The 14,961-nt window shown below is 53.8% G+C and carries 11 protein-coding genes; 5 read left to right on the forward strand and 6 right to left on the reverse strand.

The features are described from left to right. Nucleotide 1: 1 nt before the first annotated feature. The 4 genes from QRN50_RS00120 to QRN50_RS00135 are packed head-to-tail and all read right to left on the reverse strand — an operon-like array spanning nt 2 to nt 7,197. Entirely contained in the window at nt 2-4,246 is a 4,245-nt protein-coding gene (locus QRN50_RS00120; RefSeq protein WP_285427487.1) for an RHS repeat-associated core domain-containing protein, read from the reverse strand. A gap of 5 nt (nt 4,247-4,251) precedes the next feature. Next, complete coding sequence (locus tag QRN50_RS00125) at nt 4,252-4,719, reverse strand: DcrB-related protein (RefSeq protein WP_003434883.1); 468 nt, start codon at nt 4,717-4,719, stop codon at nt 4,252-4,254. A 34-nt stretch (nt 4,720-4,753) separates the two neighbouring features. Further along, the gene (locus QRN50_RS00130; RefSeq protein ID WP_003420357.1) at nt 4,754-5,335 is read right to left on the reverse strand and encodes a DcrB-related protein; all 582 of its coding nucleotides are present in this window, start codon (nt 5,333-5,335) and stop codon (nt 4,754-4,756) included. A gap of 11 nt (nt 5,336-5,346) precedes the next feature. Beyond that, on the reverse strand, nt 5,347-7,197 hold the full coding sequence (locus QRN50_RS00135; RefSeq protein ID WP_239986811.1) for a type VI secretion system Vgr family protein: 1,851 nt from the start codon (nt 7,195-7,197) through the stop codon (nt 5,347-5,349). Nucleotides 7,198-7,388: 191 nt separating this feature from the next. Between QRN50_RS00135 and QRN50_RS00140 the strand changes: the two genes are divergently transcribed. The 5 genes from QRN50_RS00140 (at nt 7,389) to QRN50_RS00160 (ending at nt 11,260) form a co-directional block, all read left to right on the forward strand. Beyond that, nucleotides 7,389-8,399: a hypothetical protein gene (locus tag QRN50_RS00140; RefSeq protein ID WP_058823394.1), complete on the forward strand. Its 1,011-nt coding sequence runs from the start codon at nt 7,389-7,391 to the stop codon at nt 8,397-8,399. A 40-nt stretch (nt 8,400-8,439) separates the two neighbouring features. Beyond that, the gene (locus QRN50_RS00145; RefSeq protein WP_371834306.1) at nt 8,440-8,964 is read left to right on the forward strand and encodes a hypothetical protein; all 525 of its coding nucleotides are present in this window, start codon (nt 8,440-8,442) and stop codon (nt 8,962-8,964) included. A 217-nt stretch (nt 8,965-9,181) separates the two neighbouring features. Continuing rightward, a complete protein-coding gene (locus QRN50_RS00150) occupies nt 9,182-9,481 on the forward strand; it encodes a hypothetical protein (protein WP_058823389.1) in 300 nt (99 codons plus the stop codon). 48 nt (nt 9,482-9,529) lie between these two features. Continuing rightward, nucleotides 9,530-10,627: an ADP-ribosylarginine hydrolase Tri1 gene (gene tri1, locus QRN50_RS00155; RefSeq protein WP_192873878.1), complete on the forward strand. Its 1,098-nt coding sequence runs from the start codon at nt 9,530-9,532 to the stop codon at nt 10,625-10,627. A gap of 78 nt (nt 10,628-10,705) precedes the next feature. Then, nucleotides 10,706-11,260: an HD domain-containing protein gene (locus tag QRN50_RS00160; protein WP_096126881.1), complete on the forward strand. Its 555-nt coding sequence runs from the start codon at nt 10,706-10,708 to the stop codon at nt 11,258-11,260. Between the two features lie 270 nt (nt 11,261-11,530). Here QRN50_RS00160 and QRN50_RS00165 read toward each other — a convergent pair whose 3' ends face one another. Further along, on the reverse strand, nt 11,531-11,938 hold the full coding sequence (locus tag QRN50_RS00165) for a hypothetical protein (RefSeq protein ID WP_239986812.1): 408 nt from the start codon (nt 11,936-11,938) through the stop codon (nt 11,531-11,533). Nucleotides 11,939-12,078: 140 nt separating this feature from the next. Then, complete coding sequence (locus tag QRN50_RS00170) at nt 12,079-14,955, reverse strand: type VI secretion system Vgr family protein (RefSeq protein ID WP_096126882.1); 2,877 nt, start codon at nt 14,953-14,955, stop codon at nt 12,079-12,081. Nucleotides 14,956-14,961 lie beyond the last annotated feature (6 nt).

Below are 14,961 nucleotides of genomic sequence, written 5' to 3' on the forward strand. Positions count from 1 at the left end.
TTTATCCGCAGTTTCCCGAAAGCTTAGGGCTCCCGGCTCTTCTGTTAATTTCTGTTTGCGCACGTCCTTCCCAGTAAGCGCCGCGATCACCGTTGAATAGGTCTCTATTAACAGGGTTGATCGGATGCTGTGCAGGTAGATGAGGATGCAACGCGTTAGTGTTACCAAATTTTTTATGTGTATCGGCAGATAACTCGAAGAGAGAGCCTAACCCATCTTGTTTAGAATGATGGAGATTAAGCTGAGAATAACTGCCATTCTTAACAACAAATGGACTTCTCCCCTCTGATGCGAGATCCAAGTTGGTCTTGACTCCTTCCCTTGTATTGACAGGTAGGTCCCAGTCTATCACTTGCTGATAAACTGTATGTGTACTACCGGATGGAGCGGTGAATGAGGAGGGTGTAAAAAATCCAGTTAGTCCAAACGGATCAATCCATCCGTTGGTATTAGGGGCATACTGATAAAGATTAAACCCACCCAACAACCCAATCGGATCCTGCGTAGTAAACCGCCCAATCTCCGGATCATAATACCGAAACGTGTTGTAATGCAGCCCCGTCTCGGCATCAAAATACTGCCCTTGAAACCTTAGGTTCTGCTCAACCTCGTTCACCACCAGCTTTTCCACCGCACCCCACGCCCGGTACTTGGCCTGCCAGACGATCTGCCCTTCTGCATCGGTCATTTCCAGCGGTGTGCCGATCTGGTCGGTGTGGAAGTAATAAACCTTGTTCTCTACCTCGCCCTCTTTCTCATCCACGCGGGCCAGCGGCGCGTAGCTGCCGGGCTCGTAGATATACAGGCTGCTCTGTCCCGGACTTTCCTCACGCAGCATGCGCAAGCCTTGCCAGAGGAAGCGTTTGTGGTCGGTGTGGCCTTTGATCTCGGACTGTTTGGCGACTCGCCTGCCCAAACTATCGTATTGGTAGCTACTGGTGCTTTCCACCTGCGTGTCAGCCATGGTCTCGGTTTTGACCAGGCGGTTTTCGCAGTCGTAGGTGAAGGTCTGCCAGCGCACGATGCCGACGACTTTTTCGATCAGGTTGCCCCAGGCGTCGTATTTGTATTCGTGGTTCGCCCACTGTTTGAGGCGGTTGTCTTTGACGTGGTCGAAACGACTAGTGTTGAAGTTGAGGCGGTTGGCCGCAGCGTCGTAGCGGAATTCTTCGCCATCGACTACTCGACCGGTGTTGCGCGCCAGCAACTGGCCGTTGGCTTCGTACTCGTACTGGGTTTCGCCGCGCAGCTTGTCGAGGGTGCGGCTCAGTTCGCCGGCAGGGTCGTATTCGTAGCGGCGGTGAATCGGGTTGTAGGCGTGTTCGACGTAACGCTCCGGCTTTATGAGCGGGTTCTGGATCTGCGACAGTTTTTCAGCAGGCAGGGTGGTTGCGTACTGCCAAGCCTTGCGACCCATGCTGTCGTAGCCGAAGCAACTGGTCAGCTTGCCCTGTGTGCGATAGATCTCGCGGTGCAGATCGTCGCGTTCCATGTCGCTGATCAGCTGGCCATCCAGATTCATCTGGTGCAGGTGACCGCTGCCGTAGTACAGGTGATTCAGGTGCTGGCCGGTAGGAAGTGTCAGCGTGGTCAGGTTGCTGAGCGGATCGTACTCGTAGGCAAGTGCGCCTTGGGATGTGGTCTCTTTGACGAGGCGGCCGAGCAGGTCGTAGGCAAATTCCAGTTTCTCGGCGGCAACACCGAGTTTTCTGCCGGTGTCCGTCGGCTTGCGCTCGATTGACAGCAGTCGGTCGCCGTCGTCGTAGGCGTAGTCCTGACGCGCGTCGTCGTTTAGCTTGGCCAGCAGGCGACCAATCGGGTCGCGCTCCAGATGGGTGCTGCGCCGTGGCTGTTCGCCTTTTTCGCCGCAGCCGATTTCCTCGACCTGTGTCAGGTGCCCGCCGAGGTTGTAGCTGAAACGGCGGGTGAGGTTATCGATGCGTTTTTCTTCGATCAGACGGTCTGCGTTGTCGTAGGCAAAGCGGTAGGTCGCATCGTTTTCGTTGGTCAGGGCGACGAGGCGAATGGCCTTGTCGTATTCGTAAGTGATGGTCTGGCCTTTGGCATCCTGTCGCCATTTGGGCAGGCCACGGCCGTTACGCAGCAGCTGGGTAGTCTGGCCCTTGCCATCGGTGTGGGTCAGGACCTGACCCAGTTCGTTATAGGTAAAGGTCTCGCTGGTGCCATCCGGATGGTTGATGCGCAGCACTTCGCCGTCGGGTTTGCGTTCCAGCGTGGTGGTGTTGTTCAGGGCATCGGTGACGGCCACCAGGTGGTGGCGCTCGTCATAGCGGTAATAAGTGCTTTTGCCCGAACAGTCCTGAAAGCGCTGCACTTGCGCCAGGTTGTTCCACCACAGGTATTTGGACTTGAGCGTCGGGTCGACGATGGTGTGCGGCAGGCCGTCCTCACCGTTGAGGTATTCGGTCTTGTGGCCCAGCGCATCGATCTCGGCCACGAGGTTGCCTTTGGCATCGTAGTTGGCCTTCCAGGTGCTGCCATCCGGGTAATCAACCTGAGTGATCAGCGTCGTCAGATGGTGGTACTGGTAGCGAATACTCCGGCCCAGCGGATCGGTCTCCTTGAGCAATCGGGCGAACTCGTCGTACTCGAATGCCAACTGGTTGCCATCGGGCAAGGTCAGCCCGGTCATGTTGCCGGTGTCGTCGATCTCGATGACGTAGTGATCGCCACTGTAGTCGCGGCTCGAGGTGACGCGATGGTCCTTGTTGTAATGAATTTCCAGCTCACGGCCCAGTACGTCGGTGACCCAGGTGGTGCGGGCCTCGCGGTCGTAGCGGAAGTGGAAATGCTCACCATCGCTGGTCTGGTGTTCGACGACACGCGGCTGGCCTTCGATGATTTCCCAGCGGTACTCGCAGGTCAGGCCCAGTGCGTTGCTGTGGCGGGTCATGACGCCATCGGTGTAACTGAAACGGCGCACTGAATCACCGTTGCGGTTGAACACCTCAGCGAGCTGACCGTTACTGTCGTAGTGGTATTGAACCAGCGTTTCGACAGCCTCGTTGTCGACGATGCGCTTGACCGAGGTCAGGCGCGTGGTCACTTCGTCGTAATGCAGGTGCACACGCACGCCGCCCGTCGCGCTAATGTCGGTCAGCGTGCCTTGTTCGGTGCGGGTGAAATGCAGGAAGTGACCGAGGGCGTTTTCGATACGATCCAACGGAACCGGTTTGTTGTCGTCCGGCACTTCGCCGAAATAGAAGAAGATGTTGTCCAGCGTCTGCAGCAGGTAGTGACCACCCTGCGTGCAGACCAGATAAACCTGTTCGTGGGGGTTGTAGATGCGCTGGCCGGGCGCTATGTCCACGAACGGTACGGTGCGGCCCTGGTTGTCCGTAAGGTAGAGGAAGCTGCCGCGCTTGCGCAGGCTTTGCTCCCACGGCAGCACCCAGCCTTTGCCGAGCACGCTGTCGACATTCAGATTGCTGGCGTAAAAACGCGACCATTCGATGGGCATCAGGCCGGGCAGGCTGAAGTCGATCTCATCCGGGATCAGCTTGCGGCCAGTCGTGGTGTCGACCGGGTTGCCGCTCAGGCCGCCGATGGCACTGCGCATCACAGGCTCAACCACATAGCGACTGCCCACTTCGCCGGCCACGAAACCTGCGGTGAACTTCAGGGCGCAGGGCAGCACTGCTTTCATACCAGCCTGCGTTCCGGCCTTGAGCAACTGGGCGATACCACCTGCCGCACCCGCCACGGCCATCAGTACATCGACGGTAGTGCGCAGCCAGCCTGGAATTTCGTCGTCCACTGGCAGATAGCGATACCTGCCGCCGCCGATAAATACGTTGTCGGAGCCGCCGGAGATGGTCGCGCCACAGGTCAGCTTGTCGCCTTTGCGCGCCGCCGCCACACTGTTGATGAAGACGTTGGTCGAGCCTTCGGCAATCTTGACCGGCCCTGGATGTTTGTCACAGGCACCAATGCTTTTTTCAACATGCGCTGCCTTGCGGTTGTTGATGTATACATTGGGTGAGGCCGTGATGATCGTGCCGGAAGGGGAGGAAAACATACTCCCTATGGCCTCTCCTGCGGCGGTGAGCAGGCTACCTCCGACGCCTGCTGCAAGTCCTGCCAGAAGAGCCACGCCGAACCCGCACGTGAAGGTTGCGATCGCTACCGTCGCAATGAGCGCAATACCGAGCACAGCCCCGATCAGGAAGCCCCCCAGGGCGCCGGTATGCGATATTTCGTCACCAAAGCGCGCGGCCTCGAACATGAGCGTTACTCCTGTTCGCTACCGTTGGCTGGAGAGGTATCAGACACGCGAGGCTGGAAACTGGCCAACAAGTTTTCCCAATCCTGGGTCTGCTCGACACTGAAGTCCGTCTGGGACGTCGTCGAGAATACGATCGCGCGCTCAGGCTCGATCAGAAACGCCGCCTGACGTTGATAGTAAGGACGCCCTTCGGTCATGTAATACGCGTCGATCTGAATACCTTCGAGAGGGGCCACGGTCGATAGCGAAACTGCTTTTCTGTTCAGCAGCGTGTAACCGCGCAGCTTGGACGAAAGCATTTTGACCTGGCGATCAACATAGGTTTTCAGGTGCTCGGAAGGTAGCAGAGTGTCTCTGGAGACTGTAATGCTCAGCGGGGCAGGCAGCGTCGAGCCCATCACGAACATGTTCACTGTGCGGTCCTGAAATCCCTCTGGCAGCTTGATACTGCCTTCGTGCAACTCGTAGTCCATGTGATAAGAATTCCTGAAATCAAAAAAGAAACAATCACTGTGCGGCGAGACCGCCCAGCATGCTATCGAAATCCGCCAGCCAGAGGCTGAGGTCCGGTTTGGTCGGATCGATCAGGCAAGAAATTTCCAACCACTGCAGCACATCCTTTCCGGCAAGGGGAACAAGCGCACCTACCAGACGTGCGTGTTGTTCTGCGCTGCCTTCTTTGAAGTGGAAATCCAGCGCTTTCGCAGTACAGCCCACCAGGGTGCAGTCCCGCCGACGAATAATACGGAGTTGAGGGTCGCGCTCACGAAAGGTCTGCACCGAGCTTTCGAAAAGTGCTTCCAGTGCCTCACCCTGCATTACGTCTCTGCGTTTGACAGACAACATGAGCGGCTCGCCTTTGTACTCAAGCGTAACCTGGACATCACGAAACAGGGCGCCCTCAGGAAAGGCCAGATTAAAGCCACCAAAATTGAAACTGCTGGGCACGTCCTGCAATGGCGTGATCGGTTCTGGCTCAGGCTCGGGGACAGCTTCAACGACCGGAGCTTCCAGCGCCGCCTTGCGTGCTGCCTCCTCATCCGCAATACGTTTTGCGGAAATACGGTCGTAGAGACTTGTTCGTTCCATGCCCTGCGTTCTCACTTGTTGATGTCGACTCGGTCACCTTTGACGAAGGTGCTCTCGCCAAGAACATTGATCACTTTGCCTTTTATCTGAATGCCTTCCGGAGTGATCGAGATGCTGCTGTCGCCCACTTTGAGAAGGATGTACTGCTTGGCATCCACCTGAATGAATTGGTTGTCGACCTTTAGCGTAAACGATCCCTGCTGCACGTTCGTCACAGTATCTTTCTGGATGATTTCCGTATTCGTGCCGCCGACCGTCACCTTGCGGTTATTGCCCACCTCGTGCTTTTCATCCAGCTCGATCTCGGTGTCCATGTTGCGCTCGGCATGCATGATCACCTGTTCGGCACCGGCCTTGTCTTCAAAGCGGAAGAAGTTGGCCGTACCGCCATCCCCCTTGGCCGAACGTGTCAGGAAACCACTCTGGGTCTTGTTGGCAGGCAGCGACCACGGCGGCGTGTTCTGGCTGTTGTACAGACTGCCCATGACGAGCGGACGGTCAGGGTTGCCATCAAGGAACACGACCACAACTTCGTCACCGACGCGCGGGATCTGGATGCTGCCAAAGCCACCGCTGGCACCGGATTGAGCGACGCGGACCCAGCAGGAGCTTTTGTCGTCAAACTTGCCGTAGCGGTCCCAGTGGAACTGCACTTTTACCCGCCCCATTTCGTCGGTGTAGATTTCTTCGCCGGGCGGGCCGACGACGATGGCGGTTTGGGGGCCACTTATCAAGGCGCGAGGCGTACTTAGCGGAGGCTTGAAGGGTATTTTGCGCCGAATACAAATAAACTGGTTTTGATAAAAGGCTTCTCCCGATCCGGAGTAATTATTGCGGCCCGAATGTTTTACGCTCAACAACAGAAATTGCCGGTCCTCAGTAGACCCGTTGTCATGATCATAGTGCTGAGTAAGCTCAAAGTAATAGCCTGGCTGCATCGCACGGCAGTTACTCCTACCCTGAAATGTCTTGCCTAAAACCTCCATCGCCTCAAGTCGATTGCGAGCGATTTGTTGACCGTGTTGCGGGTCGGAGTAACCATATAGACCCTCGTATTCAAAAACTTCGTATTGACCAATGTCTCCTTGTTTGGCTAAAGTTTCAAGCTGTACCTGATTGGAAAAGCGCGGCTGCTTATAGTCAAAAGACTTTAATGATAGGCGCGTGGAGTGAAGGGCTCTTTGAGAAGACCATTCGGTAACGGAATCGGACTCCTCAGTTACAGACGCGGTATGAAAACGAATCGAAGGTTGGCTAGGTAACGTCGGCAGATTGAGGCTATCGTCGAAAATGACCAACGTATGTCCATCTTGACGATGCTCAAAATTGAAGAATAGCCCTTCTTGTTGAAGGAGCCGCAGTACAAAATTAAGATCCGACTCTTGGTACTGTGTGCAATAGCTAATTGGCTTCAATGTTTTGTTTAGTCGAAATTCATAATCAGCCAGAGAGAGATAGTAGGCAAACACTTCTCTGATTATATCTTCAACGGTTTTATCTTGAAAAATACGCGAGTCTCTTCGGCGACTAAGTATCCACAACCAAGGTACGACGGTGGCGGCGTAATTAGCGATTCCACCATTAGCTCCTATATGGTTGAAACTTGAGCAATGACCACTTATTATCCTTTTGCCACCATCAGCCAAAGTGATTTCTATTGAGACTTTCTTGCCAATTAACTTTTTGAGCTCGATCTTTGCATCGCTGGATAGCAATTGGAGTTCGTATTCGAACAGGACGGACAGCCCTTCTTCACCGCTGAAGCTTTCTAGAACAAGCTCCTGCTCCGGAGGCAGAGGGGAGTCGAATGTGATGAGTCTATTGTTCTGAGCTGTAAACTGCCCAATCAGATTCGAAATCACTAGCTGCCTCCTGCAAATCTTCACGAAATTAGGGATGGAACCTGCTCGAAGGCCATTTGTCAAGCTGCTCCGGTTCGTCGTTGATGGCTTTATGCTCATTTGATTTTATTTTTCTTAAGGTGCACCCTCAGCGTAAGATGCTACCAACGCGCCGCGCGGACGCGAAAAGCCATAGAGACAGGGAGTACGCCATGAGCTTGAGTGACACCCAGCTCGATCAGCTAGGTCACGACGTAGATCAAAATCAGCGTGAGATGGTGGTGCTAGGCATGGAGCACGCTAACATGCTGGTGGAGGAGCGTAATGCGTCCTACGGCCTTGGAACACAGCAGCCGCAGATTTGCCCTCGAACTCAGCCAAGTATGTTGGACGGTCTAATGGGGGGGACTCAGTCTATATACAATGCAACCTTACATCCCCTTTTTAATACGACTTGGGCAGTACCTTCTGCTTTGGGTGCATACGACGCCTATAACATAACCCGTTTACTTCGTGATATCGGTGGGTTTGGCACCAAAGTACGGATCTCGGTAAAAAATGGAAAGCAATACGTCATAATAACTGGTTACCCAGGCCTTCGACGACGACTTAGGGGAACTCGCTATGGGATACGAAATGCTCAACTGATTGAGATGGGTATAGGCAGATATGGTGAACAAGCAAGTGCGATCAAAGGGTTCAAGCTATCTTGTTATGTCGCGGTTGCTATCGAGGTATTGGAATGGGTATTTAATGATGAGGCTGTATTGTCTGATTTATTTGCGGGGGTAGGGGTAGAACTAATAAAGGCCGGAATTGCCAGTGTAATTGGTTATGCGGTGTCAGTTGCTTTAGGGCTTACCGTTACAGCGGTTGGGCTCCCATTAGTCATCGGCGCTGTGTTTGTATTGGTTGTAAGTGTTGGCTTAAATGAGTTGGATAATAGGTATAATATTAAAAATAATGTAAAGGCAGGTATGCGCTACGCTGTTGATAATATAAAATATTTGCACGAAGAAATGACTAGGGTTACTGTAAATGATTTGAAGGCTTACTCGGAAAAAGCTGCGACAGAAATTATAAGTAACCTCATAGATTCAGCTGCTGATGAAGCGAAATCTTGGGTTCTGAGGAAAATATCTCCCGGGGATTTTCCATTGCCTAACTGGCCAAGGGTACCTGAGCTTCCAGACTTTTCAAACTTTAAACTACCAAAGTTTTAGGCCTCCTGTGAATAATAATTCAGACGCGTCGGCACAAAATATCCACCCGTTGATTTTTCGGCTAATTGCATTGGTTTTGGTTATTTCTGTGACCGCTGTTGGCATATTTTCAATTTATTGGCTTTGGGAGAGGGTAATACCCTTGTATGGACGTATTTATCGAAATGCCCCTGTTGTAGAGGTGCCTTATTTGGCTTTTGCACTTCTCATGGCGCCGCCCGCTGTTCTGATAGCTGTAGTCGGGAGTTTTTTTGCGCTTTGTACAGGAAAGAAATTTGATCCGCCCAATAAGTCTTTCCTATATCGCTTTCAAAGCTTGATGATCTATCTTTCAGTAAAGGTAATAACGTATGTCGTGCCCTCTGTAATAGTTATAACTACGATTTTGCTGCTCGTGAGGGATTATACTCCATGCTCCAAGCTGCTTATTTCTGGTTCGGCGTGGCAGTTGTTCTGGGTAAATGATGAGCGCGTTTGTTTTAAGCCAACACGCTATATTAATGATAACTGGCCTTGCAAAATGGTTGGGGACCAAGAATATTGTATACAGGTAGACGGGAAGTGAGCTTTAGATTGCAGCGCTTTACATTTATTGTTCTTTGATAGCTAATGCTTTGATTTTTGGGTATGGTCTATGAAGTGGTGAAGCCCATAATGATTTCATCTTTATAGCTGATTGTTTGTAAAAATGGCAAGAAAATTAAGCTTGCTGTATGTGCTTTTAGCACAAGTTGATGGGCTTTATCTATGAGGTTGAATGATTAAGGCTCTAAGGCAGTCATATGAAATTTAACGATACCTTTTTTAATCGCGACCTCATGCTTTCCTTGGGTATCGAGGAAACCTCAGGGCGTTTCTATTTGTCATTTCCGGTGAATAACGGCTTGATCGATTACGAGGAGTATTATGAGATCGACAAAGCCAGCTTTGATCTTTTCCACACAGACCTCATTGCTGCGGATGCTTTCGCCACGACATGCCGCAGGAGAGAGCGGGATGAACTTTTGATCCAGAAGCCTGGAGCAAAGCGGGGAACGGCTATTTGGCCGTTAACAAGCGGTATAGACTCGGGCATCCGGTAGCAGCTTCCATACTGCTTTACACCTTGAGAAATTATTCTGGAAGGACCCATGATTGACTTGAGAAGCTCCAACGAAACCCTCGATCGATATGTTGAGCGCTACGATCACCTGCTGCCTCCGCCATCTGCGCAGCTGCTCCAACGCATGGATTATATGCTGCAGGCTGACGCACCAAGGTTGCCTGTAGAGAAGCCCGGCTGGATAGCCTCACGGACGTGTACCCTCACCGAAGCACAGGCGCTGGATCGCGCTAAAGGTAGCCTTCTTGGGCTGGCCATTGGCGATGCCGTGGGCACAACACTGGAATTTTTGCCCCGTGATCGTAGCCATGTCCATAACATGGTGGGTGGCGGTCCTTTCAAGCTCAATCCCGGTGAGTGGACCGATGACACCAGCATGGCTCTCTGCCTTGCGGACACCTACCTTGCTGAAGGTGATTTCGATTTTTCTGATTACGCCGATAGGCTATGTCGTTGGTATAAGCAGGGCGAGAACAGTCATAACGGCAAGTGCTTCGATATCGGAAACGCTACTCGTGCTGCTCTGGAAGGACACTTGGCAAGCAAAGATGGCTGGTATGGCAACGACGATCCATCTACTGCCGGTAATGGGTCGATAATAAGATTGGCACCCACTGCAATATTTCGCAGGCACTCGCTATTCGCTACGTGGCGGCAAAGCGCCGCACAAAGCAGATGCACACACAGAGCAATGGAGGCTATAAGTTGCTGCGAGCTGCTTGGCGCACAGCTGCATCTCGCCCTTAACGGCGCAGACAAAGAAGAAACCCTTTCTCCGATGATTCGCCCGTTACGACCGCGAGCATTGATCATCAACGCTGGCGAATACAAAGAAAAAACCCGCGACCAGATCCGCTCTTCAGGCTATGTCATCGACACACTCGAAGCAGCCCTGTGGGCCGTATGGAATACCGACAATTTCAAAGACGCGATCCTGCTGGCTTCCAACCTGGCTGATGATGCCGACAGCGTAGCCGCCACTGCCGGACAAATTGCAGGCGCTCTGTATGGTGTGTCGGGTATGCCTGAGGAATGGGTCAAGAAAGTCGCATGGTCCGAGCATATTCAGGGGCTGGCTCAACAGTTGTTCGAGCGTGCGCCGCTGCATGACCCTTTGGACGACTGATAGGGAAACGCGAGTACTCTCTCCGAAGATCAGCTCACAGCCCCTGACTTATATCTCGTCTCAAGGAATCTGACCCAAATGTCCAAACCGTGCCCGCAACAGTTCTACAACAAAGCCTGGCTATTCGCATCCCATGCCCACGTCGGCCAAAAAATGACAGGCTCGGACCTTCCTTACACCACCCACGTAGCGATGGTCGCCAACGAGTTGATCTTCGCCCATCGCGAAGAATCCGTGGGCGCGCTTGAAATCGCCTTGCCCACAGCGTTGCTGCACGACGTGCTGGAGGATACGCCGGTAACTCAGGATGAGTTGGCTGAAGCGTTCGGTGTCGAGGTCGCCTCAGCCGTGGCGTGCCTGAGCAAGAACCTGATCGTGCCGTTTTCCGAAGCGCTTTATTTCGCCGGGATCGCCAGTCATTCCAAAGAAGCTGCGTCGGTCAAGTTGTGTGATCGCATCACCAATCTTCAGTCAGCGCCGTCCACCTGGAAGAAGGCAAAGCGAGCGTCTTATCTGGTGGAGTCGGCGCAGATCCTGGCTGCCTTGGGGCATGCGAACGGGTATCTGCGGCAGCGGCTCACCGATACGATGGCGCGTTATGAGGCGCTTTATGTTGATGGCTTTGAAGGCTGAGTAATGAGCGGGCTTTCCATTTCGATAAATAGGGCCATGTAGCAATCATCGAGAGTCACGCACCCTACGATTTGTGCCGAGACGAGAACCATTTGAAAAACCTGCTCAGCCACCAACGACTGCGGGCTTCGCGAATTTCATCGATTTGCATGAACGTGTAGGCAGCAGGCATATTGCGCTCCTTGGCTCGGAGTGTGCGAAGCCCCCTGATGACATGCCGCATGTAGAACAGTATGGTCACACAGCATCCAGTAAGGACAAGGGCCGCAACTACACTGCACGCGTCTGGATTTTCTGTCCGTCATGTTCGAATGGTTGGAAAGAAGGCTTTTTGCTAGCAATCGCATAATAAGCCAGCAATATAATGATGGCAGGGACTAGACTTGTAATGAAAGCATTAAAACTGTTCTCTCCAAAAAAATTAGAAGTGGAGACATAAGCTACGTTACAAGCGAGCAATGTAAATGAACCAATCAGTGCGCCAATAAGCGACGTCATATAGGTTGTGTACTTTTCGCACAGGTAGACTAGGTATATTGTCCAGGCAAGCATCAAGGTTACGGCCAAAAAATATACGTACCAAAAACACGTTAATTCAGATGGGCCAAAGGCTGTAAAAAAACCAGTCGTGAAGAATCCTAGCCAGCTGCTTTTTCTAAGGCTATCTGAATTAATCATTATGTTTTCTCATAGTTGTGCCCGACGGTTTGCATCATGGAATGAGCCACTCGCACAGCCTGCCCCAACCACCATCTCCTACAACCCCCCGAACGTTATCGATTTGCACGATAGGGTAGAGCGTTGACACGCCAAAGCAATCACGCGTCCGACTCCGGGTTGCTCAACTGGTCATACCTGTTACGGAACAGACTGCGATTGTCGCTCGGTTTGACGTCTGGGTGCGAAGCGCTTTCGTGGCGGTGAAGCCCGCGGTTGGCCAGTTCCGCATTTTTGGGATCACCTTTGTAATCGGCGGCTACTGGCAGGTCATAGCTGACGCCGTTACTCAGGTCAATACGGTACTGGCTGGTTGTAACGTGATGGTCGATGCCGATCTGTCCGCTGGCGTCCATCACTCCTTTTTTGATCTCGGCCCCATCTGCAAAGATGGTATACGGCTGACCTGCCCATGCCTGATAGCCCGCCGCACTACTAAGCCCGGCGTAGGCTGTAAGCTTTTGTTTGATCGAATCGGTCGGCCACGCCGGATTATCCCGATTGAGCTGCGCAGGACCGTCGAAGGTCTTCTTCACGCCTTTTACGTCGATGGTTCCGGGGGCATGAATCTCGATATTGCCGCCTTTGATGCGGATGTACGCTGCGCCGCTGGTCAGCAGGATTTCTTCCTGCGCCGCAATCTCGATGGTGCGAGCGGTGGAGGTGATACGCACGCTTTCTTTCGCGGTCAGTTCAATGCTGTCGTTTTGTGCCTGTATCTCAACTTTGCCCTTTGCTGCAAACAGCTTGGCGCCTGCCGTTTGGGCGAACAGGCTGATGCTTTGCGCGACACTCACCAATAGCGACTTGCCGCTGGCCAGATTGGTGTCTTCACCGGTCGAAAGCGTTAACTGTTTGCCGCTGTGGATGTGAGTATTTTGCGGGGTGACGGTCGCGATGTCGGCCGGTGAGGATGCGACCAGCAAGGGCTTCTTATAGCCTGACGTCTGGCCACGGCCGCCGCTCATGATCGCCGCCTTGGTATCACCGCCGTTACGCTGTTGCTGAGTGCTGCTGACCGGGCTGTCACCGCCACTGCCGTAATTGGCCTGAGTATCGGCGTTTAGCTGGTCGAGACTTTCGATACCACCCGGCATTGGCAGCGCGTTGTGTTGTTCGGCTATTTCCGACAATGCCTTGAACCGCGCTTGAGCGTTGCTCAGATGCTGTTGAGCTTCCTGGGTATCAATCTGCCCGCCCTGCGCCTTGTTGCGCGGCCAAGTGCTCAAGTACAGACCTTGCTGAGCACGCAAGGCACCGTAGGCGTCAGTCCGCAGCTCGAAACCGGCACCGCGCAGTGCGCCTCGTGAATTGCCCTGTTGGTCGATCAGGTAACCGAGGTTCAGCTGACTATGCCCATGGCTACTGTGGATCTGGGTTCTGACCTGGCCGGTGGAATCGTCCATCACCCACTGGTTATAGCCGCTCCCCTGAATCTCCTGACTTTTATAGCCACTCATCAGGCCGCTGGAATGCCACGCAGGCTTATGTCCGCCGTAGACCTGTCCCATGATCAGCGGACGGTCGATATCGTTATCAAGAAAGGTGACGACGACCTCTTCGCCAGCGCGCGGCACATTGACGCTGCCCCAGTCCTGACCGCTGCTCGACTGCATCATGCGCAGCCAGCACGAACCAAGCTCTCCATCCTTCACCAGACGATCCCAGTGAAAGCGAACGCAAACCCGGTTCAGGTTATCGGTGAAAACCTCATGCCCGCCGGGTGTCACGACGACTGCTGTCTGCGGGCCGGGGTGCGCCGGTTTTTGATGGGTAAACGCGCTGCGATAGGGAATATCCAGACGCTGTGTTTCAAAGCGATTCAGGTAGAAGCCTTCATCGCCCGCCGGTAGCGAAGCTTGCGTCTGCAGTGCATCCAACTGTGTTTTCAGGCTCCCGGGTGGGCTTGATCGCGTCTTGCCGATTGGCAGGTTGCTCTGCACAAAGAACTCCACGGCGACGATCAGGAACTGACGGTCCTGGAGCGGCTTGAGCTCGTAAAGCGGATGTTGGGTCAGCTCAAAGCCATGACCGGGCTGCATCTGACGAGCCCCGCCCTGACCCTGAATGCGACGGGCCGCCGACTCATCCTGTTCGATCTGCACGCGCGCGAGCCATTCGCCGCGGCCGAGGTTCTGCCATGCATACTGGCCACGGTATTGGTAACGCTCGAGGTCAGGAGGCGCGGATGCGGCAGGCAGTGCCATGGAGTGAGTGATCTGTGGCTGCGCATGGCTGCGGTATTCGCTGCTGCGCCACTGCACAAGGCCATTGAGCAGGCGGGCGCCGGGGCTCCACTGGGTGATGCTGTCTTTCAGGTCGGCGGCCTGCTGGGTATGGAAACGCAGGCTTGCGGGGTTCAGTGTGGGCAGAGAGTCAATGTTGTCGGTGAACACGATGCAATGACTGTCGACCTTGTGCTCCACGTACCAGAAAAGGCCTTCCTGCTCGCACCAGCGCTGCACGAAGTTGGCGTCGGTCTCGTTGAACTGCGTCACGTATGACAGCAGCGGGTATTCGCGTTGCAGGTCGAAGCGGTAGTTGGCCCGGGCCTGGCTGTAGTGCTGAAACACCTGAGCGAGGATGTCCGGCAAGCTCATTTCTTGCCAGATTCGGCAATCAATGCGGTATTCCAGCAGGCTGAACCACGGCGCAAAGACCAGTTGCCAATCCTCGAGCCCGCCATCGCTGCCGAGATAACGCACGCTCTCGACCCAGCCATGCCGAGGGCTCAGGCTGCCGTCGTCGAGGCGAATGCTCAGTTGCACTGCCTGACCAATCAGCTTTTCCGGGTCAAAGTCGGTGGTCTGATTGATTACGTCTACCGTGTAGCGGGCCACGTGGCTCAGCCGCTCAACGGCATGCGCGCGCAGGGCAAACAGCTCCTGACCTTGCGGCGTGTTCAATTCCAGCAGGCGACCGGCCTGACTGAGCGGTCCGCTGAAGGCGTTCATGGCAGCGTCGAGTATCGAATTCATAGGTAC

Origin of the sequence: Pseudomonas sp. MEJ108 (assembly GCF_030208985.1) — a bacterium.
Taxonomy (GTDB): domain Bacteria; phylum Pseudomonadota; class Gammaproteobacteria; order Pseudomonadales; family Pseudomonadaceae; genus Aquipseudomonas; species Aquipseudomonas fragariae.